At 53.9% G+C, this 22,944-nt stretch carries 20 protein-coding genes; 7 read left to right on the top strand and 13 right to left on the bottom strand.

What is annotated here, in order from left to right; genetic code table 11:
* Nucleotides 1-76: 76 nt before the first annotated feature.
* Complete coding sequence (locus JQN73_RS00180; RefSeq protein ID WP_205321113.1) at nucleotides 77-673, bottom strand: GNAT family N-acetyltransferase; 597 nt, start codon at nucleotides 671-673, stop codon at nucleotides 77-79.
* A 108-nt stretch (nucleotides 674-781) separates the two neighbouring features.
* Here JQN73_RS00180 and JQN73_RS00185 point away from each other — a divergent pair, with 108 nt between their 5' ends.
* Complete coding sequence (locus tag JQN73_RS00185) at nucleotides 782-1,228, top strand: hypothetical protein (protein ID WP_370551286.1); 447 nt, start codon at nucleotides 782-784, stop codon at nucleotides 1,226-1,228.
* A 60-nt stretch (nucleotides 1,229-1,288) separates the two neighbouring features.
* On the opposite strand, the gene JQN73_RS00190 is transcribed toward JQN73_RS00185, so the two are convergent.
* Nucleotides 1,289-1,522 (bottom strand): hypothetical protein, encoded by a 234-nt coding sequence (locus JQN73_RS00190; RefSeq protein WP_205321114.1) that lies wholly within the window; start codon nucleotides 1,520-1,522, stop codon nucleotides 1,289-1,291.
* Nucleotides 1,523-1,850: 328 nt separating this feature from the next.
* On the opposite strand from JQN73_RS00190, the gene JQN73_RS00195 reads away from it, so the two are divergent.
* The 5 genes from JQN73_RS00195 (at nucleotide 1,851) to cydX (ending at nucleotide 5,783) form a co-directional block, all read left to right on the top strand.
* On the top strand, nucleotides 1,851-2,498 hold the full coding sequence (locus JQN73_RS00195) for a GbsR/MarR family transcriptional regulator (protein WP_205321115.1): 648 nt from the start codon (nucleotides 1,851-1,853) through the stop codon (nucleotides 2,496-2,498).
* Between the two features lie 2 nt (nucleotides 2,499-2,500).
* A complete protein-coding gene (gene cydP, locus JQN73_RS00200; protein ID WP_205321116.1) occupies nucleotides 2,501-2,797 on the top strand; it encodes a cytochrome oxidase putative small subunit CydP in 297 nt (98 codons plus the stop codon).
* Nucleotides 2,784-4,412: a cytochrome ubiquinol oxidase subunit I gene (locus tag JQN73_RS00205; protein ID WP_205321117.1), complete on the top strand. Its 1,629-nt coding sequence runs from the start codon at nucleotides 2,784-2,786 to the stop codon at nucleotides 4,410-4,412. The genes cydP and JQN73_RS00205 overlap by 14 nt, the downstream gene beginning before the upstream one ends.
* The gene (gene cydB / locus JQN73_RS00210; RefSeq protein WP_205321118.1) at nucleotides 4,409-5,551 is read left to right on the top strand and encodes a cytochrome d ubiquinol oxidase subunit II; all 1,143 of its coding nucleotides are present in this window, start codon (nucleotides 4,409-4,411) and stop codon (nucleotides 5,549-5,551) included. The genes JQN73_RS00205 and cydB overlap by 4 nt, the downstream gene beginning before the upstream one ends.
* Nucleotides 5,552-5,612: 61 nt before the next feature.
* Nucleotides 5,613-5,783, top strand: coding sequence for a cytochrome bd-I oxidase subunit CydX (gene cydX, locus JQN73_RS00215; protein ID WP_205321119.1), 171 nt, complete (start codon nucleotides 5,613-5,615; stop codon nucleotides 5,781-5,783).
* Between the two features lie 32 nt (nucleotides 5,784-5,815).
* Here cydX and mdcH read toward each other — a convergent pair whose 3' ends face one another.
* From mdcH to mdcA, 9 genes are all read right to left on the bottom strand, one after another.
* Complete coding sequence (mdcH, locus tag JQN73_RS00220; RefSeq protein ID WP_205321120.1) at nucleotides 5,816-6,745, bottom strand: malonate decarboxylase subunit epsilon; 930 nt, start codon at nucleotides 6,743-6,745, stop codon at nucleotides 5,816-5,818.
* A 22-nt stretch (nucleotides 6,746-6,767) separates the two neighbouring features.
* A complete protein-coding gene (locus JQN73_RS00225; protein WP_205321121.1) occupies nucleotides 6,768-7,424 on the bottom strand; it encodes a malonate decarboxylase holo-ACP synthase in 657 nt (218 codons plus the stop codon).
* Between the two features lie 86 nt (nucleotides 7,425-7,510).
* Entirely contained in the window at nucleotides 7,511-8,275 is a 765-nt protein-coding gene (madM, locus tag JQN73_RS00230; protein ID WP_205321122.1) for a malonate transporter subunit MadM, read from the bottom strand.
* 11 nt (nucleotides 8,276-8,286) lie between these two features.
* Nucleotides 8,287-8,685 carry a malonate transporter subunit MadL gene (madL, locus tag JQN73_RS00235; RefSeq protein ID WP_205321123.1) on the bottom strand — a complete coding sequence of 133 codons (399 nt, stop codon included), beginning with the start codon at nucleotides 8,683-8,685 and terminating at the stop codon, nucleotides 8,287-8,289.
* Between the two features lie 120 nt (nucleotides 8,686-8,805).
* Complete coding sequence (mdcE, locus tag JQN73_RS22605) at nucleotides 8,806-9,666, bottom strand: biotin-independent malonate decarboxylase subunit gamma (protein WP_205321124.1); 861 nt, start codon at nucleotides 9,664-9,666, stop codon at nucleotides 8,806-8,808.
* Nucleotides 9,663-10,514 (bottom strand): biotin-independent malonate decarboxylase subunit beta, encoded by an 852-nt coding sequence (locus JQN73_RS22610; RefSeq protein WP_205321125.1) that lies wholly within the window; start codon nucleotides 10,512-10,514, stop codon nucleotides 9,663-9,665. The genes mdcE and JQN73_RS22610 overlap by 4 nt, the downstream gene beginning before the upstream one ends.
* Before the next feature lie 88 nt (nucleotides 10,515-10,602).
* Nucleotides 10,603-10,914, bottom strand: coding sequence for a malonate decarboxylase subunit delta (locus JQN73_RS00250; protein ID WP_205321126.1), 312 nt, complete (start codon nucleotides 10,912-10,914; stop codon nucleotides 10,603-10,605).
* An 18-nt stretch (nucleotides 10,915-10,932) separates the two neighbouring features.
* Nucleotides 10,933-11,814, bottom strand: a complete 882-nt coding sequence (locus JQN73_RS00255; protein ID WP_205323084.1) for a triphosphoribosyl-dephospho-CoA synthase — start codon at nucleotides 11,812-11,814, stop codon at nucleotides 10,933-10,935.
* A 32-nt stretch (nucleotides 11,815-11,846) separates the two neighbouring features.
* Nucleotides 11,847-13,508 (bottom strand): malonate decarboxylase subunit alpha, encoded by a 1,662-nt coding sequence (gene mdcA / locus JQN73_RS00260; protein WP_205321127.1) that lies wholly within the window; start codon nucleotides 13,506-13,508, stop codon nucleotides 11,847-11,849.
* Between the two features lie 231 nt (nucleotides 13,509-13,739).
* Here mdcA and JQN73_RS00265 point away from each other — a divergent pair, with 231 nt between their 5' ends.
* Nucleotides 13,740-14,687 carry a LysR family transcriptional regulator gene (locus tag JQN73_RS00265; RefSeq protein WP_205321128.1) on the top strand — a complete coding sequence of 316 codons (948 nt, stop codon included), beginning with the start codon at nucleotides 13,740-13,742 and terminating at the stop codon, nucleotides 14,685-14,687.
* Nucleotides 14,688-14,702: 15 nt separating this feature from the next.
* On the opposite strand, the gene pbpC is transcribed toward JQN73_RS00265, so the two are convergent.
* Both pbpC and JQN73_RS00275 read right to left on the bottom strand, forming a co-directional pair.
* A complete protein-coding gene (pbpC, locus tag JQN73_RS00270) occupies nucleotides 14,703-16,985 on the bottom strand; it encodes a penicillin-binding protein 1C (RefSeq protein WP_205323085.1) in 2,283 nt (760 codons plus the stop codon).
* A 79-nt stretch (nucleotides 16,986-17,064) separates the two neighbouring features.
* The gene (locus JQN73_RS00275; RefSeq protein ID WP_240162370.1) at nucleotides 17,065-22,860 is read right to left on the bottom strand and encodes an alpha-2-macroglobulin; all 5,796 of its coding nucleotides are present in this window, start codon (nucleotides 22,858-22,860) and stop codon (nucleotides 17,065-17,067) included.
* Between the last annotated feature and the right edge of the window lie 84 nt (nucleotides 22,861-22,944).

Below are 22,944 nucleotides of genomic sequence, written 5' to 3' on the forward strand. Positions count from 1 at the left end.
AAAGCAGCTCTTCCCATACCGCCCGGCGCATCGCGTCGGGTTTTTTTTTGCTACTCTGCGGTTCGTCAAGCTATCGCTAATCTCGCGATTTACTGAGTTGATAACTCAGATGCGCCTTCACCGTCGGCCATTCGCCCGCGATAATGCTATACACGCAGGTGTCGCGCACAGTCCCGTTCGGTGAAATTTGATGCTGACGCAAAATACCGTCCAGCTTCGCGCCCAGTCTTTCAATGCCAGCGCGGCTTTGAAGGTTGAAAAAATGGGTCCTGAATTCGACCGCGATGCAATCCAGCTGTTCAAACGCGTGCGTTAGCAACAGGCGCTTGCATTCGGTATTGAGCGGGCTGCGCTGCACCCGCTTGCGATACCAGGTTGAGCCGATTTCCAGACGCCGGTTTGCAGAGTCGATGTTCATGTAAGTGGTCATGCCAACCGCTTGACCGGTCGCATTTTCGATAATCGCGAACGGTAACATCGCCCCTTTTGCATGCAAATCCAAACGCCGGCTAATCTCCGCCTCGATCTTATCCGGCGTGGGAATCGCGGTGTACCATAAGTTCCAAAGTTCGCCATCTTTTACGGCCTCAATCAGATCATCCTTATGCGCGTGCGACAAGGGCACCAATGACCCAACCTGCCCGGTTAACGTTACCAACTGCGTCAAACTCATATTCGGCTCTCTTTTTAGTCAATTCAGTTACATTACTGGAATAAGTTGAACTTGGAAAATAAAACACGCTTTTTTTTCGCACGAGATTTTAAAATAACAGGATTGAGCATGGTAATCCCTAACCTATCGAACGTACCGAGCGAATCGAATATCTCGCGCCCATTGCGGGTACTGGATGTTTCCGCTCTCGCCTGCATGGCAATCAAAACCAGCCTGATCGATGCCAAATGTGCTTGTCGACCAGAAAATGCCGTCAGTTGGCAGACTGTGCCGCCGTCTCTGGATGAGGCCCATTTTGAAGCGGTCGGAACATTGCGGGAAGACCCGTTCGTGGAACCCACGTTTGCAGAATATCATCCTGCCGGAACGCGTTATGAATCGCCGGATGCGCCAATTGCGCCGCGATTTTTTCCCTACAATCGTTGCGCGGTGACCCGCTGTGTCTTGTGCGGCCGTCACTATTTGCGCTACACCGAAGCTGGCGGTTATTTTGTCGATCATCGCATACGTCTGTTGTCGGCTACCCACCTCATTGATGCGGCAGCGCCGACCTGATCTGCCGTGTCATTTCCCTGATCGAAGCCGAACGCCATCATCAGATGGCGTTCCATGATTTTACGTCAGAGGGGTCTCCACCTGCAGCGCCCGTACTTCCTCCTGCGCGTTTTTCAAAAGGGCTTGTGTCGCCTCTAACACTTCTTGCACGGTTGCATGGGGAAGTCCGTCATGCTCGTTATCAAACGACACCGACAAGGCGGCGAGGATAGCGGACGTACGGCTGTGAAGTAACGTGAGATTATCGGCGATTTCGATATTTCGTATGGTGCTTGCCTGGACGCTTGTCTGCATTTTTACTTTCTTGGATAGTTAGAAGACGCAACTACAATCTCGCACGAAAACAACAACGGCGTTGCACCGTCTGTGCGCATTGGATGAGCAGGTTTCCAATCCTGGTCTCCTCTTTCTCAGAGACCTTTTTAGTATCCAACACTTTTTACGAACGTGCAAGCACACGCGCTGCCTTAAACGGCGTCAGTGATGCAATTTCCCCCCCCCGAAAAAAGCCCGTTACGTTACGCAGATCGCAACCATTCCCCTTGCAAATCTTCCTGTTATGTCATACATTTCAGTAATTACTGAAAATTCAAAAATCCAAAACCGCCATTTCCACCACTTTATGCCCCTAAACTCTTCCGATCAAAGCGCAAGCGAACTGACACCACTCACGCCGCTCACGTCCCGTTTCATCTCCCATTTCGGTGAAATGGGCAGCCGATGGGGAATCAACCGTACCGTTGGTCAGATTTACGCCTTGTTGTACGTCCTCGGGCAACCGCTGAACGCGGACCAGATCGCGGATTACCTCGCGTTTTCGCGCTCGAATGTGAGCATGGGATTGAAAGAACTGCAATCTTGGCGATTGGTTAAGTTATTGCACCGTCCGGGCGACAGGCGTGAATATTTTGAACCGCCCAAAGATATCTGGGATATTTTTAAAGCCTTGCTGGAAGAGCGGCGCCGTCGTGAAATTGAGCCAACACTTTCCATGCTGCGCGACGCCCTGCTGGAAAATCCGTCATCGGCATCTGATAAAGAAGCCCAAAAACGCATGCGCGAGATGTATGATTTGATTGAACTATCAAGCTCGTGGTTCGACGACGTGCAACGCTTATCCCCCGAAACGCTGGCATCCCTGATGAAAATGGGATCAAAAGTGGGCAAGCTGCTGGACGTACGCGATAAATTTCGACTCTCGCCGACTGGCAAAAAAACCAAGGCAGAGAAGACGGCGGTTAATCCCGCTGACGTTGCAACGAAAGAATAGAGATGCACTCTTTTATTTTTCCGAAAAGCTGGTCTCGATTACCGCTGTGGGTCGAAATCAGCTTGATTGTAGTAGTCAAATTGGCGCTTTTGTTTATCCTGTGGAAGCTCTTTTTTTCTGCGCCGCAAACTAAAAAAATGCGCATGCCGACCGATCTGGTTGAGCAACATTTTTTAACCGACCGCCCCCTTCCTAAGCTGACCAGCACAACTAAGCCAATCACGCCAACCTCACTGTCGGCAAGCACCACTTTACCTCCATCCTCCCCCACGTCTGAGGCGCAGCATGATTCCCATTGATGAAGTAGTCAACCTTTCGCGTCTGCAGTTCGCTGCAACGGCCATGTTCCATTTTTTGTTCGTCCCGCTCACGCTTGGCCTGGCCTGGATTCTGGTCATAATGGAGTCGGTGTATGTCATGACCGGCAGCCCGATCTATAAGGACATGACCCGCTTCTGGGGCAAATTATTCGGTATTAACTTTGCGATGGGGATCGCCACCGGTATTACGCTGGAGTTCCAGTTCGGGACCAACTGGTCCTATTATTCGCACTACGTCGGCGATATTTTTGGCACCCCTTTGGCGCTTGAGGGGATGATGGCCTTCTTCCTTGAATCCACGTTCGTCGGCCTGTTTTTCTTCGGCTGGGATCGCCTCTCAAAGGTGCAGCATTTGTTCATCACCTTTCTGGTAGCGTTAGGTTCGAGCCTTTCAGCACTATGGATTTTGATCGCCAATGGATGGATGAACAATCCGGTCGGCGCAGAGTTTAACTATGCCACCATGCGCATGGAACTTACCAGTATCGTGGACGTGATTTTTAACCCGGTGGCGCAGGTGAAGTTTGTGCATACCCTTTCTGCCGGTTACGTCGCCGCTTCCATGTTTGTGCTCGGCATTTCCTCCTTCTATTTGCTGCGAGGCCGTGATACCGCGTTCGCCCTGCGTTCATTTGCGATCGCGGCCGGTTTCGGTCTGGCGGCAACGTTATCGGTGATCGTCCTCGGCGACGAATCTGGCTACACCGCCGGTGAGGTCAACAAAGTCAAAATGGCGGCGATGGAGGCTGAATGGCATACCGAACCAGCCCCTGCGGGTATCACTGTGTTTGGGTGGCCTAACGAGAAAGAACAGCGCACCGATTATGCCGTCAAAATTCCCTACGTTTTAGGGTTGATTGGCACGCGTTCGGTCGATAAACAGATTACCGGCATCCTTGATCTGAAAAAGGAACATGAGGTCCGCATCCGTAACGGCATGCTGGCGTACGCCGCGCTGACGCGCCTGAAATCCGGCGACAAATCGCCGGAAGCAATAGCGGCTTTTGATAAACTTAAAGATGATCTGGGTTTTGGTCTGTTGTTAAAAAAATATACGCCTGCCGTGATCGATGCGACCCCTGCGCAAATTGCGATGGCGGTCAATGACACCTTCCCAAAAATTGCGCCGATGTTTTGGTCATTCCGGTTGATGGTCGCGCTTGGTATCTTGTTCCTGTTCATTTTTTCGACATCGTTCTACTTTTTGATACGAAAAAAACTGGCGCAACAACGCTGGCTTTTACGACTGGCGATGTACAGCATTCCTTTGCCTTGGGTGGCTATCGAGCTTGGCTGGGTGTTGGCGGAATATGGCCGTCAACCATGGACCATCTCAGGTATTTTGCCTACGCACTTATCGGCCTCTACTCTTCAACCGTCCAGTTTATATTTCAGTCTGGCAGGCTTCTTGTTGTTCTATAGTTTCTTGTTCGTGATCGAAATGATCCTGATGGTGAAGTACGCACGGCGCGGCCCGAGCAGTCTGCACACGGGAAAATATCATTGGGAAATCCTGGAAAAAATTCAATCGAACAATGCAAAAAAAAATGTTGGCCGTGTGCCGCAACCGGCGATTGAAGGGAAAACACCATGATGTTCGACTATGAAACATTAAAGATGATCTGGTGGGGTTTCGTCGGCGTGCTGTTGGTTGGATTTGCGCTTACCGGCGGCTTTGACTTCGGCGTCGGTATCATGTTGCCGTTTATAGGCAAGACCGATACCGAACGGCGCGTGGTGATTAATTCGATCGGCAGCACCTGGGAAGGCAATCAAACCTGGTTCATCACCGCTGGCGGTGCGCTGTTTGCGGTCTGGCCGCTGGTTTATGGGGCGGCTTTCTCCGGGTTCTATGTGGCCTTGATGTTATTGTTGTTTTCGTTGTTTTTCCGCCCGGTGGGATTTGACTATCGCAGCAAAATTGCCGATCCGCGCTGGCGCAATTTCTGGGATTGGGGTCTGTTTGCTGGCGGGCTGGTGCCTGCACTGATATTTGGCGTCGCATTCGGTAATTTATTATTAGGCGTCCCATTTCATTACGACGACACGATGCGGGTGGAATATATCGGCGGCTTCTTCGGCTTGCTTAATCCGTTTGGCTTGCTGTCCGGCGTTCTCAGCATCACTATGCTGGTGATGCATGGTGCCGGTTTTCTGCAAGTGAAGACCGACGACGTGATCGCGTTGCGGGCGCGCAAAATTGCTATCGGCGCGGCGTTAGTCACCATCGTGTTATTTGTCGTTGGCGGGTGGTGGATAGCTACTGGTATCCACGGTTATCGGATTATCGCCATGCCGGATGCCAATAGCGCCTTCATGCCTCCCGCCAAGACCGTTGTCAGCGCGGCCGGTGCCTGGATGGACAACTACGCCAAGTGGCCTGCAACGTGGGCGCTACCGATCATTGCTGTGATCGCAGCGTTATTGTGTGTGGTGTTTAGTTTGGCGCGCAAGGCACTGCTCGCATTTTTGTCGAGTGGTGTCGCTGTGACCGGGATAATTTTAACGGCTGGCACGGCGATGTTCCCGTTCGTTATGCCCTCTTCGCTCGATCCCAACAGCAGCCTGACGGTCTGGGATGCGGTCTCGAGTTATAAAACGCTGGGTATCATGTTTTGGGTGGTGGTGATCATGCTGCCTATCATCATTCTTTACACCAGCTGGGTGTATCGGATCATGCGTGGCAAAGTCACCCTTCAGGACATTCATGATAACGAGCATACGGCGTATTAATTTTGATCACACGGATTGCTTGCTTTCGTTGTGAGGCGGAAGCAAGAAAAAGGAGCAAGTTATGTGGTACTTCGCTTGGATTTTAGGAGTTGGACTGGCACTCGCCTTCGGCATCATCAACGTGATGTGGCTGGAATCCAACTATGCATTTGGTAGCCGCGACGAAGACACGACACGGGGTCGTTTTGAGGACGCGGCGAAGGAAGAAGAAAGCCGGTCACGCAAGAAATAAGTGGTGGGGCTGCGACGTTTTTCGATAGCAAATCAACCGCCGCGTTCCCGTTTTATCAGGGCTGTGAGTGTGTCGACGCGATTATTTTCGCAGGCAATCGCTAAACCCTCGGAGAAAAGCGGCGTGGTAAGGTTGGTTAAGACGCTGCCGCTCGGCATCTCTATGGCAAGCCGTGCGCCGCGTTCCCAGCTTAACCTTGCGGTCTCCGACCAATGCACCTGCGTGGCCATATTGTTGGCGAGATCGGCGGCGATGATGGCTGGGTCAAACAGCGCTCTTGCGGCACTTGCGCTCAGATAAGTCAGTTCTGGTCGCCTGACCTGTATGTCGCCAAAAGCACTCTGCATCTCCAACGCTGCGGCATTAAACAGCTCGCAGTGCGAGGGAACGTTCACCGCCAGCCTCACGGCGCTGGTGGCACCAACTGCCAGCGCGACTGTCATCACGGACTGCATGGCGTCTTCCGAACCTGAAATAACATTTTGCCGTGGCCCATTCAGATTTGCCAGATACACCGGCGTTGCGGCCGAATGAATATTCGCAATAATGGGAGCGAGTTGGTAACGATCAATCCCACTGATGGCAGCCATTCCGTAACCAGCCGGATAGGCGCTCTCCATCAATCGACCGCGCCGCTGTACAAGTTGAACAGCGTCCGAATAACTAATAATCCCCGCGACCACCGCCGCAGGATACGCACCGATTGATAGCCCGGCGACCATATCCGGCGCGGCATTGTTCGCAACAAAAACCCGCGCCATGGCAACGCCAGCAATTAACAGGCAAAGTTGCACAGCGTAGGTCGAGGTCAGCGCTGTGGCTGTGTCGAGAAGTAACGGATCAGTACCAAGCACGTGGGAAGTTTGCTCTAACGTCTGCTGCACTTCCGGCACTTGCGGAAGCGTGTGCAGCATGCCGGCGCGTTGCGCGCCTTGGCCGGGGAACGTGAACAGGATGCTCATGGCCGGGAGCCGACAGGAGATTTCATTCGGACCAAGGATCGGCTGTCAGAACCGGCCCCTTGCCGGTCTTCAGCAAAACCTGCTTGCGACCAGCAACCCATTCAGCAAAGGCGAAGCCACCGTGACCAGTATCGATTTGAAGATCGATACGACATAATTGAGAATCTAGCACAGCCTGCAATGCGGCAGTCTTTTCAGCAGGTAACGGCGACGGTGAATGGACGACGAGGTCCAGATCGCTCTCTTCCCGCAATACCGACAAGCCAGTGGCTAGTGCAAAGCCCACGCTGCCGGTCGGCCCCCAATGCAAACCCATATTAGTCAGAGCGGAGGCGATGCTGGCGAGTGCCTTGACCGCTGGAAATCCACTCCATTGGGAATGAATATTCCAAGCCTCGGACTGCACCAAAAATTCGGGCTGTACACATTTTTTTACAGCGGCCGCCGAGAGCAGCGCTTTAAAACGTTCGCTCCGTGTTTTACCGCGCAGACCTACTGGCAGCCATGCATTATCTGCCATCGCTTCGCGCCGTATCACCGCTGGCGCAGCGGCCAGCCATTCGGCGCTTGCCCAAGTCGGCAGGGGCTGATCCGATGTGATCCCATCGACGCCCGTGATCCATATCAGATCGTGCGGGCGCGGTGAAGTTTTGTTATCGTGAAGAATGTGTTTAGACATCGCAAAGCATCTTCGATCGTGCGTAAAAGAAAAAAGGGATTATTTCTATCTCTCGCCGTATCGACTTACGGCAAGAGCCCATTGCCCTACGCCATCAAGGCTTTCACCGCAAAATATAACACCGATGGTCCCAGCAGACAGCCGATGCCGGTATGAAATGTCGCCACCAATGCACCATACGGAACCAAGCGTCGGTCGGTCGCTGCCAATCCTGCAGAGACGCCGCTGACGGTTCCGGCCAAACCGCCAAATACCATTGCGGAGCGCGGTGTTTTGAGTCCCAGAAAGCGCGCTGCGAGCGGCGTGCCGACCATCACCATAATGGATTTGAGCAGACCCGTAGCGATGCTGAGTGCCATGACGTCGGAACTCGCACCGATCGCTGCACCCGTAACAGGCCCGACGATATACGTGATGGCCCCGGCACCGATGGTGGTCATGCTCACCACATCGGAATAGCCAAACGCATAGGCGACGCTAGCGCCGACGATAAATGGCACGATAGTCCCAAGCAGCAACGAAATCACGCCAATCAAGCCGGCCCTGCGCGCTTCTGTTGCCTGCACTTCAAAGGCGGTGGCAACGATCGCAAAATCGCGGAGCATGGCACCACCCATCAGACCGATTCCGCTGAAAAGTGAGATATCTGCCAGCCCCTTTTCGCCACCGCTATGAATGCCGCCCCAATAGGCCAGAATCAAACCGATCAGAATTGCAAACGCAGATCCATGCACCCGACCAAACGTCAGCTTGCGCGAAATGTACCCAGAAAGAAGCACGATAATACCGACTACGGCGAACGCCGTAATCAAACCATTCTGCTGCATGGCTTTTTCAATAATTGCTAACATGACGTCTCCTCTTAAGCCACTGGCAATGGTTCAATTGCAAAGGGATCTTTATCGGTTTTAGGTTCCATCCGATTGATCAGCGCAATACAGCACGCACATAACGCCACTGCGCCAAAGGCCGATATCAACGCCACCGGACCACCACGCAAGGCAGCGACGACGTTTTGTTGCGCTGCCATCGCTACGACGACAGGAATATACATGGCAGACCAAAATCCGACCCCGGCTTCGGTTGGTTTAGGCAGCAGTCCGCGCGGTTGCATATAGAGACGCGCAAAAATAAGTAGCAGCATGGCGATACCGACTCCGCCGACATTGGTTTTTACGCCGATCAGATGTCCCAACAAATCGCCTAGAATAATCCCTAGCAGATGGCAAATGGCCAATAAGGCCGTTCCATAGATAATCATGTTTTGTCTCCTTTATTAACTTCAGGTTTGGTCTGAATTAGCTACTCTTTTTGACCAGAATATATGCTGTATTTTTGGTTTTTATTTATGTAAACAGAAAGACCGGGGTGTTTTTCCCAGTTACGCTCGATCTCCCTTCCACTGCGCACGTAACATCTCGCGCACCTTGGCTGATGACTGGCGGTTTTTTGCCTGCAATCGGCTGCTGAGATCGCGGACGGTATCGGCTTCAATACTCGCCAGCGCCGCCTGCAAGCTTTGCTGCACGATCTTTACTTCGTCGTTAGCTGGATCATCCGGATGCTGTAATGTCAGACTTTCCGACAGCAGGCCGAGCGATGCAAAACTTTTGATGTCATACGCCATCGGTGGAATTCTGGCCGCGAAAGCTTCCATTGCTTCGACTGAACGCAGCGTAATGCGTGCCGCCGAGGCCTTGCCCATGGCGTGCACCATTACCTCGGGATCATCAATCGCTATCAACCGATTGGCCTGATAACCGTGCGCCAAAAATGCACCCGACATTGCTTTGCCGACTATCAGACCGATCACCGGATGACCGGCCAGCCGCGCGCTGGCGTAGGCACTTGCCGCACCTGCTAGCGCCTGATGTATGCCGTAGGCTTCCTCGCGTCGTCCATAGGCCTGACTGGCAACATCGATAACGGCGACGATGGGGGTCTTGGTATCGCTGCCGCTATCAGCGTCGATCACTTCTTGCACTGCGCGCCCTAACTGCCAACCTTCGACCAGCCCAATTTCGCCATTGCGTACGCGGGGAAAGCGATTTTCCGGGTCCGGCACCACTGCGATATAACGGGCCCGTCGCCCAGCGAGTTCGGCGTCTGCAACCAGCACTGAAGCTGCATAGCCAGCGTTGACTGGTACGTTGTTGGTCAATTTTTCAAACCAGATCCGGCCCCGGCCCGCGCTCGGGCTTAGTGTCGTTGAAGATTCTTCCGACTGCGCGACTGCTTTCATGATGACAATCCCTTCTGATAAATACTGCGCACCATTTCTGGCGTGGCTTGCACACTGGCATCAACGCCATCCAGACAGGTCAGGAAATCCTGATCGCGTTCGCTGCGCGTTTGGGTCGGTCGCCCACGTGCGATCAATTCGCGTACGGTGGTTCGCATCAGATCGCTGTCATCTTCGATACACATATCGGCGAGACCTGAGCGAGTGCGTTGTTCGCCACCGGTAAAACTCCAGATAAAAGGGCGATCGCGTGAGTCGTATTCTGCGATGCCCGCTTCCTGTTCGATCACGGCGGGACCGTTTAATCCGACTCTGGCGTCTTGCGTCACAACCAGATAACTGCATAAGGCAGCGGCAATCGACATGCCGCCGAAACAGCCAACCGTGCCTGCCGAAATCCCAATAACCGGTTGGTACCGGCGCAGATCGACAATGGCGGAGTGAATGTCGGCAATGGCGGCGAGGCCCAGATTGGCTTCTTGAAGACGCACACCGCCGGTTTCAAACAAAATCACAGCGCCGGTTGGAATTCCCTGACGGTTGTCTTCTGCGGCGAGTTCCAGCGCGCCAGCAATCTTGGCACCGCCGACTTCGCCCAGACTACCGCCCTGAAACGCACCCTCAATTGCCAATACCACATAGGGCTGACCGTCAAAGCTTCCCTTGGCGATCACAACGCCATCGTCTGACTGCGTCACCACGCCTTGCATTGCCAGCCAGGGTGAGGTCATCCGATCAAAGGGGCCGATCAATTCGCGCATTGAACCGGCGTCCAGCAATGCACGCGCACGGCCACGTGCAGTCAATTCGATAAAGCTATCGCGCTTGAGTAATTGTTCTGTGTTCATGGTCTAACCTTTTTTTGCGTTTTAGCAGCGAACATCGATTGCGTCAGAAATAATTGTGGTGAGTGTCATTTCTGATCTTTTGGCAGAATCAAGCCTGTCTGAGTTCTTCAAAGGCTTGCTCAATGCGCAGCCGCACCACACCGGGCGTTGCGCCAAAGTCATTGATTTCGATCCGCATCGCAGGCAAAACTGCGGCGGTAAAAATACGCTGTAATAACGCTTGCCAGACGTTGCGCATTCCGTCAACGGAAGTGTTGACCTGTATCGTGGTGATGCCGGTTCTGTGCGACGCGTGCTGCGGCTCGATCAATACCTCCAGGTCGCCCGATCCGACTACGCCGGTCAAGGCCCGTGCCGTGGCCGGTTCACCGGCGGCGAATTCGTACGAGATTTTTTCCATGGGTTGCCCTCTTTCCTGTCAGATACTGACTGTAAATTCTTTTTCTAATGGGTCCAGAAATAATGCCGCCGCTAACAGATCAGCTGCGCCGCCCGGAGAGATATGCCGCCTGAGCAATGCATCCTCAAATCCCTGCAGGCGCGCTTTTCCTTCCGGACTTCCTGCGCCACCCCGGCGCAATACATTTTGGGCACCGGCCTGGATCGCGGCCAATGCGTCTGATCCGCCGCGTGAAAGCACGCAGGTATCATCCAGCTCGGCGATGATCGCCAGTAACGCGTTCAGACGCGCAGCGTCTTCCGCCTCACCACGGCTACGCCAAAACCGCAAGCATGGCAGCGCGACCTCAATCACATGCGGGAAGCCCGCTTGAGCCTGCGCCCGTGCGCCACCGACTCCGTAAGCCTGACAGGCAAGTTCACCTTTATTTCCCGTAACGACCGGCGCAAATTGATCCTGGCAACGCGCCAATAGCGCGGCACGTGACGCTACGGCAGAGGCCGTTAGCGCTGTCTCATCCTGCGCCGCAGCGGTCACCAACAAGCCTAATGCCCAGATCGCGCCCCGATGTGTGTTTACGCCGCCAGTAGCGGCCATCATGCGGGCCTCACCTTCGCGCCCGATGCGTCCGATTTGTTCGCGCAACAAATACGGTTCGGTGATGGTTTGTCCAGCGACTGCCATCGCGTGAAAGGTCGAATGCAAAACCCAGGCCGAGTGGCACATCAAGCTCCAGTTCAGATCGTGATGCGCCCCGCGACTACGCAGATCAACCAGACCCGGTTTTGGCGTGAGCGTGACCTCATCGATCAATGCCAGCACCACCCTGTCCGCCAATCGCTCGGCAACGGTTTTTTTGGCCGCAATTGATCCGGGTTCAGGATTGCTTTGAGCGCGCATTGATGCACATTCGAGTTCGGCGGTGGAACGCATTACCAGCTCCTGAACTTTGCCGGTGGCTCGTATAGGCCGTCCGACCACGTCACCAGATCGGCGACACTTTTGGCTGCCAGCAAAGAACGCGTGGCCTCGTTGCGATTCACGCCCATATCTTCTGGCAGCGCAATCAAACCGTCCTTGCGCAATTTTGCCGTTGTCGCTGGATCATGATGCATGCCGATCGGCGTTACACCGGCCACTGCAGCGACCATTGCCTTGCGTTCTTCCAGTGACCGCGCTTTATACAGATAGGCGATACCTTCTTCGGTCAGCACGTGCGTAACGTCGTCGCCATAAATCATAATGGGCGCAATCGGCATGCCTGATTCTTTGCCCACAGCGACCGCATCCAAGGTTTCAACAATCGTGGGTTGACCACCACCTTGAAAGGTTTCCACCATTTGAACGACCAGCTTTTTGCCGCGCGCCAGAGGATCATCGGTTTCGATCAGATCTAGCCACGCCGGGGTCGGATGACGTCGTCCTCCCGGATCGTGGCCCATATTGGGTGCGCCACCGAAGCCGGTTAAGCGGCCACGCGTCACGGTCGAGGAATTAGCCAGACCATCCATTTGCAGCGTCGAACCAATGAATAGATCAACTGCGTATTGACCGGCCAGCTGGCATAAAGCGCGGTTAGAGCGCATTGAGCCATCTCTGCCGGTAAAAAATACGTCTGGACGCGCTGCCACATAGTTTTCCATGCCAAGCTCGCCGCCAAAACAGTGCACACTTTCGACCCAGCCGGACTCAATTGCGGGAATCAGGGTTGGATGCGGATTGAGCGTCCAGTTTTTACAGATTTTGCCTTTCAGCCCTAATTTTTCGCCGTAGGTTGGCAAGATCAGTTCAATCGCAGCCGTGTTGAAACCGATGCCATGGTTCAGCGACTGGACCTGATGGCGCTCATACACACCCCGGATCGCCATCATTGCCATCAACACATGAACCGGTTTGATGAGTCGCGGGTCTCTGGTGAACAGGGGCTCAAGGAAAAATGGTTTATCGGCCTGCACCACAAAATCGATCCATGAACCGGGGATATCAACGCGTGGCAAATCCGCCGGATCGTCAACAATTTCATTGACCTGGGCGATCACAATACCGTCACGAAAAGCCGCCGCCTCAACCAATGCAGGGGTGTCTTCCGTGCTTGATCCGGTATATAGATTACCTTGCCTGTCGGCTTTGAAACCGGCCACCATGACAACGTTTGGCGATAGATCGACATACAACCGCGCATACAACTCAACGTAAGTGTGTATCGCGCCGACCTCTAGAGCGCCATCCTGTAACAGTTGGGATATCCGCAAACTTTGTGCGCCAGCAAAGGCGAAATCGAGTTTGCGGGCGATGCCGCGCTCAAACAAATCAAGATGCTCAGGCAGGCTGACGCTGGGCATAATCAGATGCAGGTGGTTGACCTTGGAGGGATCGATCTTGACCAGTGAACGGGCCAGAAAGTCGGCCTGCTTCTGGTTATTTCCCTCCAGTACAACCCGATCTCCGGACGCTATCAGCGCCTGTAGCGCGGGGACGATATCGTCAGTGCGCAGAACGGGACCATCGGCCATGTGGGCAACCAAGGCGAGGCGACGGTGCTTTTCAGTACGGCGTTTGCTCCACTGCGGGTCAAGCTTTCGTTGGGCTTGCATCTTTACTCCAGCATTCAGTCATCGTGGAGCGACATTAATCCACTCAGCGCTGCACTTCAATCAACTTTAGAGTCAGTTTATTACCCTGATAGTAATGAATACCGTTAATATATGCCCTCCAGCATGGCACATTTAGCAACGAAGATGCCTTTTAATAAAACACCCAGAACAAGAAACAATATTTGCTTAACCAGAACCTGTGAAAGTAACGGGCTTCTCAAGGAGTTAAACATGGCAATCGACGAAGCAATGACGCTCAAGAAGCTGGAAGTTTTTCTGGCCTTCATGAAATTGAATAATATGGCGCGCGTCTCCGAATTGTTAGGTCAAAGCACGGTGAGCGTGCATCGCTCGCTGCACTCTCTGGAGGACGCCATTCGTTGCCCCCTGTTCAAACGCGACGGGCGGAGCTTGATTCCATTGCAGACCGCTTACACCTTTGCTGAGTACGCACAACGTGCAGTTGATGCCGTGGCGGAAGGGGTAAAAAAAGTCCACGAAGCGGCGGGATTCAACGCTACCCGCCTAAAAATCGGATCGCTTTATTCGCTCACGTTACGTTGTATTCCCCAATTAATGATCGGATTGAAACTGCGCAAACCGGTACTGGATATTGATTTAACGCTAGGCTCGAATCGCGATCTGATGCAGCAACTTGCCGACGGGCGACTGGATGCGATCGTGATCGGTTTGCACGAACAAAGTGACCTCAATGATCCAGAGAATAGTCAGGCGTTGGTGGCGGTGCCGTTGTTTGATGATGATGTTTTTTTAGCGGCACCGCTGCATTCTCCCTATGCCGGTCGGAAGCAAGTAAATTTGCAGGACTTGCGGGAGGAGAAATTTGTCACCCTGACTGAGGGCTTCGTCACCTCGCAAGACTTTGCGGCTTGCTTTGAACGCGCAGGTTTTGCACCAAATATCAGCATGCGGGTACAGGATATTTTTTCACTGATCAATCTGGTCAGCGGCGGTATCGGTTACAGCCTGTTGCCAGGGCGCGTGGGGAAATTCAGCTCGCATATTGAACTGATTGCGCTGGAATCCAAATATGGTGCCCGCCAGCGTATTACGCTATTGCTGCCAAAAAGCCGCGAGCGCGATCCAAATCTGTTAGCGCTGGCGGCTGAATGTCGTATGTATGGCCGGCACGATCCGACAAGCAAAGGCTTTTTCTAGGTTTTTTCAGCATGGCTAACGACTTCGTATTCCGGAAAGCGGTGTGTTGGACGATTGCTTTTCTACTGCACCGCGCACCTCGAATCTGACTTGATCGACCACCGCATTTTTTTCATCCAGTAGTTCCAACGTATGCCTGCCAGGCCATGGCATCCAATCGATTGCAAGCTGCTGCGGTTTTACGCGCTCTCCTTTTGGAATATTTTTTCCTGCGACTGTTTTAGCGAACGCAACCGGTGACGTTAGCGATTTACCATCGAGGCGCCAGGTGCCATGCGATAACCCGTCCGCAGTAAATCGCACGCGTTGTCGCTGCGGTGGGATATCAGGGTCCAGCGCGACCAACATACCGGGAGTCGGGTAGCGTATCGCGACGTCGATATCGTCCGATTTGGCGGTCACCAACAGACTTTGTTGGGTACCCGCCATGAAATATTCCTGACGCGGCGCTTCGATCTTGTCCTGATAGCGAATACTCTGCGCAACCACACCTTCGGGCCTTACCGGGATTTGTTGGGGTGTCTGCTGACGCTGATGCAGGTATTGCATGACCTCTTGCCAGATGGGCGCGGCGCCGGTGACCCCGGAGACGTCCCACATCGGCAACCCGGAGGCATTCCCGACCCAGACGCCGACCGTATAACGGTCCGAATAGCCGACCGCCCAATTGTCGCGCATGTCTTTGGAGGTACCCGTTTTGACCGCCGCCCAGACCCGCGTCGAAAGCGCGTTCTCTAAACCGAAAGTGCGGCTACGCGCGCCGCGATCAGACAAGATATCGCCGATGATAAAAGAGGCGTCGGGCGACATTACCTTGCGCATCTGAACAGGTGCATCAGCCAGCGCCGTGCGGATACCGCTATAGCGGCCTTGATTGGCCAGCGCACGATAGGCATTGGTCAGCGCGAGCAAACTGACGTCGGCGCTGCCTAGTGCGAGACTATAACCATAAAAGTCGCCCGATTCGCGAAGGCCAAAACCGAGTCGCTGCAAACGATCAAAGAAGGTCGTCGGCGTGACCGTCACCAGCGTGCGGACTGCAGGAATATTCAACGACGAACCTAGCGCTGTCCGGACGCTCACCAGACCCTTAAATTGCTTGTCGTAATTTTGAGGAATGTATAAGCCGCTGGCGGTCGGCAGATTGATGGGCGCATCGTTTAAAATCGACGCAGCGGTCATCCATTTTTTCTCGATGGCGATTTCATATAAAAATGGCTTCAAGGTTGATCCGGCCTGACGCAATGCCACCACGCCATCGACATTGGCGGCGTTGGAAAACGATCCGCTAGACCCCACCCATGCCAACACATCGCCGCTGGCATTGTCGATCACGATGATGGCGCCATCTTCGATATTCCGCTCCACCAACGACGCCATCTGCCGTCGCAGTGCATCGTTGGCAAACCGTTGCACCCCGGCGTCCAGCGTGGAGCGCACTGATTGCCCTGGTATTTTTAGTAATTTACGCGCCAGATGGGGCGCTAATTGCGGTGCAGTCGTGGTCACGATCACTTCTGAGTTGGAGCCGGTCCTTGCCAATGCCAGCAAGGTGAAGCCAGCCAGTCCCTTGCATTCGGCTGCGGCATTCTGATCCGTCAAGATACGACAGGCGCGTTCGGCGACCCGCGCCGGTGTGGCATTCGGCCCCCGAATCAGCGCTACCGCAATCGCCGCTTCGCGCTGATCCAGACCGCTCGGATGCTTGTCAAACAGCACACGGGACAAAGCGTGCATGCCCACTAACTCGCCGCGAAAACTGACCAGATTTAAATAAGCTTCGAGAATTTGATCTTTGCGCCAGCGATGCTCAAGCAGCTGCGCCACCACCACTTGCGACATTTTTTGGCTGATCGTACGCGGTGCATTGCGACGTCTTAAATCGTCGTCCAGTAATCCCGCCAGTTGCATGGTGATAGTCGATGCGCCACGGGTTTTACTGTTCCATAGATTGCCCCATGCGGCTGCCGCAACGGCGTTCCAGTCAACGCCGCTATGCTGATAAAAGTGTCTGTCTTCGGATGCGATCAAGGCGTTCCGTAAAGCCGGGGAAACATCTTCAATGCCCACCCATGACAAACGGCGCTCGTTCGGATTCAGCCGGATTTGCTGCAGCAACGCGCCTTTGCGATCCAGCAAACTGGCTTCGGAGCTACGGAACTCGTGTTTCACCTGCGTAAATGTTTGCAGCGCATGAACCGAGGTCGCACCGCATGCCAGCAACAGGCTGGCGAGCACGAAGCGCCGGATGGCTTGAGAAGCCTGTCGCCAACGCGGATATAAGATCGCTTTTGACATCATCGTTTTCTCCGTGCGAACGATAGCACGCACCGCCCTCTGTTCCTAACTGAGCGGCGACTTACGCGCCGCCGTATTATTATTTGACCGTCCATGCCGGATTTGGACTTTCACCAAACATTTCCGGCGCGTACATTGCTTCAACCCGCGTTGGCGGTAAACTGAAGTCACCGGGATTGTTAATGCGGAAGGTATAGGTCATCGTAAACTTCCCCTTGGGCACATACTCGTAATAACTTCGGAATGCTTCAAAACTGCGCTCTTCATACGCCAGCCACGCGCTGCCGCTCGGCCGTTCGCTGGTGGTGGAAATGGCGGAGTCGCGGCCCAGCCCGGACCCAAGTAAGGTCGCACCGGCCGGAATGGGATCGGTGACGACAACCCAGGTCATATCGCTCTGGGCATCCACTGTCAGGTTGATCTGAAAAACATCCCCGCGGGTGTATTTCCCCTTCTCCTTTTGTTCGATCGGGACGATGGTTTTATTGATCCGATATCCACTAGAAAATGGCTTCTTCAGCACAACCGCCGCCAAACTTTGGACGGTGATCCAAGGCGCGCCTGCTCCAATATGATTAAGCTTTAACGTCGCAGGGGTTGTTGATGCAGGCCATGGCAATTGCAATGCGCCGCCACCTGCTGTGGGCCAGTTATAACTTTGAGCGCTCTGTCCGTTCGGTGCGCTGGTTCCCTGCTCAAGCGCCACTTTGGTCACGCCTGCCACTTTTTCGGTTTCAAATTTTTGCGCAAATTTCTGCATCGCAAGACTTCCCCATACGTTCGCCGTGGTAGTTGCCCAATGCCCTCGGGACTGTCGTTGAATCGCGCCATTGATCAATTTTGGCATATCGTCTTTCCACGCTGGATCGTTAAGTACGGTCAGCACGAGCCGGGTTGCGTTAACATCGCCGCCCGCCATTAACCACCACCAATAATCGCTGCTCTCCGTAGAAAAGCCCATTCGGGTGCCCTGATAGTTCAGTCTGGCGCGGAGTATTTGATCTGCTTCGGCTAAACGCTTTGACCGCTCGGGAATGCCTGTGACGCGCTGTAAAATATTGATCCAGTCGAGCACCGCTGAGGTCGGCCATAGATTTGGCGATAACTGAATCGAACCGAGCATAGACGGGCGCGCGCGGTCATAGCGGGAGAGTGCCTCTAATGCCGCCAATTTACGCACGTCCAGATCTTTTTGCGGCGACCAGAAATCCCGGGTAATTTTTCCCTCAACAAACGCGGTTAATCCATCCAGCATTTTGTCGCGGCTTTGCTGCGGAATGGCGAATCCGGATTCCTGCGTGACTGCCAATAAATAAGCCGTTAACGTATCACTTCCACGGCGCGCGTTACTTTCATTCGGCGGGTAGTAATAGGCCAGGCCGTCACTATCGAGATAGGTCGGCAAGCCGCTCATCACTTTTTGCCATAACCCATCGTCCCGCAAACCGATTGCACGCGAGGCCTGCTGCTCAAGGCAAGAGAATGGATACGCAATAAAGTAACGTCGTATTCCTTCACTGTTACCCGCAAGCGACGGCGACAACGAGATCGCCACGCCACCGCGCCCTGGTAACGCATCCGTTGGTTGCTGCACCTGAAGAGAAAATGCCTTATCGAGCTGAAACAGGCTCGCTTGCTGCACCGTTACCGGCACAGCGGGCACTACCCGCTGCGTGAATTTAATACTATCTTTGACCTTAGCGCCGCCCTGCTCCTGCGCGTTAATTTCCCATTTTAGTTGCGGGACGTCTGCCGGCGCTGTGACTTGCCACACCAGCTCGCGTGACTCGCCTGCCGGAATATTGACATCCCTGGCTGGTAGCGGTGGCATGGTTGGCGCTACTGGCGAGGCCGTTGACTGGTTGGCAGTGGCATGGACCTGCATCGCCCGTGTTGTCGTATTCCGCACAGTTACCAATGCGCTAAAATTATCGCCTTCGCGTACCAGCGGCGGCAAGCCGGAAATCAATTGCAGGTCTTGCGTTGAGCGAATACTCACCGATCCGGTGCCGAACAGGCTGACACCGCTTTGCGCTACGGCAACGATCTTGAAACTGGTCAAGGCATCGTTCAAGGGCACATCAATCGTCGCTTGCCCATTGGCGTCCAGCACAATGACTGGCTTCCACAGTAACAGGGTGTCGAACAGTTCCCGCGTGGGTGATTTGCCGCCACCGCCGCCTGCAGGAATGGCCTTACGACCATAGTGGCGCTTGCCGACTACCTGCATTTGCGCCGTCGAGGTTTCGACCCCATAACTGCGACGTTGCAGCATCGCCTCCAATAAATCCCAGCTGCGGTTCGGCTCCAGTTCCAGCAACGCTTCATCGACCGCTGCCACGGCAACTTCTGCCCCTGCGGCCGGTTTGCCGTTTGGCAGATTGGCCTGGATCGTTACTTTGGCGGTCGTGCGAATGGCATAACTTGGATGGTCGGCTTTCACCGTTACTGCCAACTGGTTGGCTGCCGTTCCCACCATGATTTCTGCGATGCCGAACTTGTAGGCCGGCTTGGCGAGGTCAACGGTGGTACCGGGTGCTTGATATTCCTTGAACTCACTCCACCAGTTCAACGGTTCTTTCCATCCCCATGTAAAAAATGAGTACCAGGGAATATCCCGCATGCGGCCTCTCACCGCCAATACCGACACGAACACATTGGGACCGTAACTGGCTTTCACTGGAAGACTAAAGGTCGGGTCTTGTCCACTTAGCTGCATGACCTGGGTTTCGATGATGCCTTCGCGCTCGATGGCAACCAACGCCGTTGCGTAACGAAATGGCATGCGCACCTGAAACTTGGCTGTTTCACCCGCTTGATAATGTTTTTTCTCCGGCAAAATATCGATGCGATCCTGATTCTCGCCGTCGAACCACAGCTCGCCCTGCTTTGTGACCCACACCGAACTGGTGGCCTGCGATACTTTGCCGCTGCCATCCTTGCCCCTGGCGGTCAATTCGACGTTCCCGGCTTCTGATAATTCGACGGTACAGATCATCAATCCACGGGCATCGGTTTTACCCGAGCATAGCGTCCCCAGATCCGCACTGGTTCTGGTATTTTCATAGGCATAAAAGCCGCCCACCATACGTTTGCGATGCGAGTTGGTTTGCTTGGAACGACCACTGATTTCAATTGGAACCCCGACTTGTGGCTGACCCGCCGGATTAAGTGCAACCGCGGTTAAGGTCAATTTTTTCTTCACCGATATCCATTCGCCTGCTTTCAAACCGACGATCACCGCTGAGGGCCAGACCGGCGTGACGCTGGATACCGTCTGAATCTCGCCATTGGGATCGGCGTAGGTCATCTCGGTCAGGAGTTCCTTCGGCATATTAATACTGGGCAGGTCTTTTATGACCGTTTTGCCTCCACCGTTTTTATCCAGTGTTATGGGTAACTTGTCGGCTACAATTTTCTGATCATCAATGCCGTTAGAATTATCGCTGTCACCATCGCTGGGCGCGGTAAAAGAATAGCCATCATAGGCAGAAAAGCTGATCGCTTTGGCCCGTAACAGACTGGTGATATGCACCGCTTGTCCCGCGGCACCACCGCCGTTGAGGTAATTTAGTTGCACATCAAGCGGAACATCGGTTGGCGCTATGAGGATTTTCGGCGGCGTAATTCGCCCTTGTAAAACAGGTAGGCGAAACTCTTCAACCCGAAAGCTACCGCTGCTGTAACTGCGCGCTCCGGCGCCGTTCGCATCCTGATCATTACTCTCGTTATCGTCAGCGCCGTCAGCGTCGTTGCTGCTATCCTTATTTACTACTCCACTATCCAACACAACCTCATAGCGTCCAAGTTTAGCCTCTTTAGGAATAGCAAATACAGTCTCGGCATTTTTCTGATCACGCCAGATCAGGGGGAATTGAAACTCCTGACCGCTGCCTTGATGGGTGATGCGAACCCGGGTTGGCAACTTATCTTTGGCTAGCAAACCGAAACCTTGCATGGTTTCAGTCCGAATGACATGCTTCATCGATGCGGTTTCTCCGGCGCGGAACAGGGTGCGGTCGAATACCGTATGCGCGCGCACCGTCGCCGATTTGTCGTTATCCATCGGCAAATTGAAACGCCAGGATTCAATTCCGTTGTTCCAGGATGTTAAGGCGAAGGCCATATCGGCGCGCCCTTTTTCGTCGGTCTTGCGGGCGCTGACAAACAGCCCGTCAATTTGTCCTGGCTGACTGTCCCGGCCGCTGCGGCATCCATCTTCTGGAAATTCCGGCACCATGGCAACGCCCATCTTGTTGGTTCTTCCGCGCCATAGCGCGGTACCACGACAATCGGCAATTCTGACATCGGCATCCGCGACTGGTTTGGCATTGTCAAGGGTTGTCACCCAGATCGCGCCGTTTTGTCGGCCTATCTTGACGTGGACCGACAAATTGGTGACTAGCGCACTGGTGCGCACATACATCGGCGCAGCCTTGCCTAACAGGGCAAGACCCAATTTCTGCGATTCGAGTTCAACCACATAAAACCCGGGATCTTTTAGCGGAATCCCGATGACTTCGAATGGTCGGACGCCATTTTTAGATTCGGGGGATGGCGGCAAGGTCAACGTTTTGGCACCAGCTTGTTTTGCCAGCAATCCAATACTGCGCGTTTCGACCAGTTTTTTACCGACTGTAATCGTCGTTTCGTGATACTGGTTGAGCTTGGTTAACCACGCAATGATGTTTTGATCGTCGCTGATTTTGAGATTACTGACATTGCCGGGATTGACTTTCCCATCTGCGCTACGTGCCAGCATAGTGGTTTCGACGCTGCGCAACGTGACCGGTAACGTGGCATCGGCATTGAGCTCAATGATGCCAAATGGCGCTGACGGAAATTTGGCCAGCGGCGGATAGTCAGCCATGCGGACTTTGATCGGGAATGTACTGGCGTTCGTTAAGGCACGGCCGCTCTCATCCTGAAACCCATCGGGCAACAGGATGGACAGTTCTGCTTTTTCTGCAAATGGCGGTTTAAACGTGATCTGGGAAACGGTGTCATCGGTATCCGTTTTCTCAAAAAAAGGCGTTAGTTTGCTGTTCGCAGTTTTCAGCGTTACGGCTTCAGCCAGCTTACGTGATACCGGCGAGGTGAATAGAATACGAAGCGGCAAAATAGGCGCGCAGGCGGCGTTAGCATTTTCACGCTCGCAACTCACGCTGGCAGTAAAGCTGGGACGCACCTGAAACTTGAACACTTGCGGTTGGGTCGTTGCAATGCCGGAAGCTGACATCACACCTTTATCCCATGTCAGACGAACCGCGCTGTCGTTCGGCAGGCGCTGCTGACACTGGACGGTGCTAACAGCATCCGGATTGATTTTGTCGGCGAATTGCTCAAGCAGCGCCTTGCGAGGTGCTCCGCTAATCAATTTAACGGGAATCCGCTCGTGTACCCCTTCCGCTTCACAATACACGTGCTTCAGCACGCTCTCGCTGGTGGCAGGGCCGTTTAGTATCAGGATGAAGATTTGTTCCTCATCGATTGCGTCTCCGCCGGGAATCATCTGAACAACGGCGGGACCGCCGGTGCTGAATTGGAAACTTTTTCTACCGTTTATTCCCGCACCGGAGAGCAACGTAAAGTCTGGTTTCAGCGCAAAAGAACAACGCGTACCGGGCGGCACATCACGGACAAAATCGTAAATCCAGTTTTTGTCGTCGGCCCAACGTCCGCTACCGGCTTCTTTGCAAGTAATATCAAACGGGATCGGGGCTGTGGGATCGCCGAATTTGACCGCGGCTTCAGAAAATTTCACACGCACCTGTCGGACTTGCGTAATGTCGCCTTGTGGAGAAAAACTGCTCACCTTGCCGGGTGAGACCGCTTGAGCTGCTGGCGCACATAAAAGTGAGAGTGCAAGCGCCACGCAGGGTACAGAAGGGGAAGAAAATCGTGCGCCAAATCCATTGCAAGATCTATCGCAAGATCGATTTTTAGTCTCACGACGGAG

The organism is Glaciimonas sp. PAMC28666 (genome assembly GCF_016917355.1).
Classification (GTDB): Bacteria; Pseudomonadota; Gammaproteobacteria; order Burkholderiales; family Burkholderiaceae_D; genus Glaciimonas.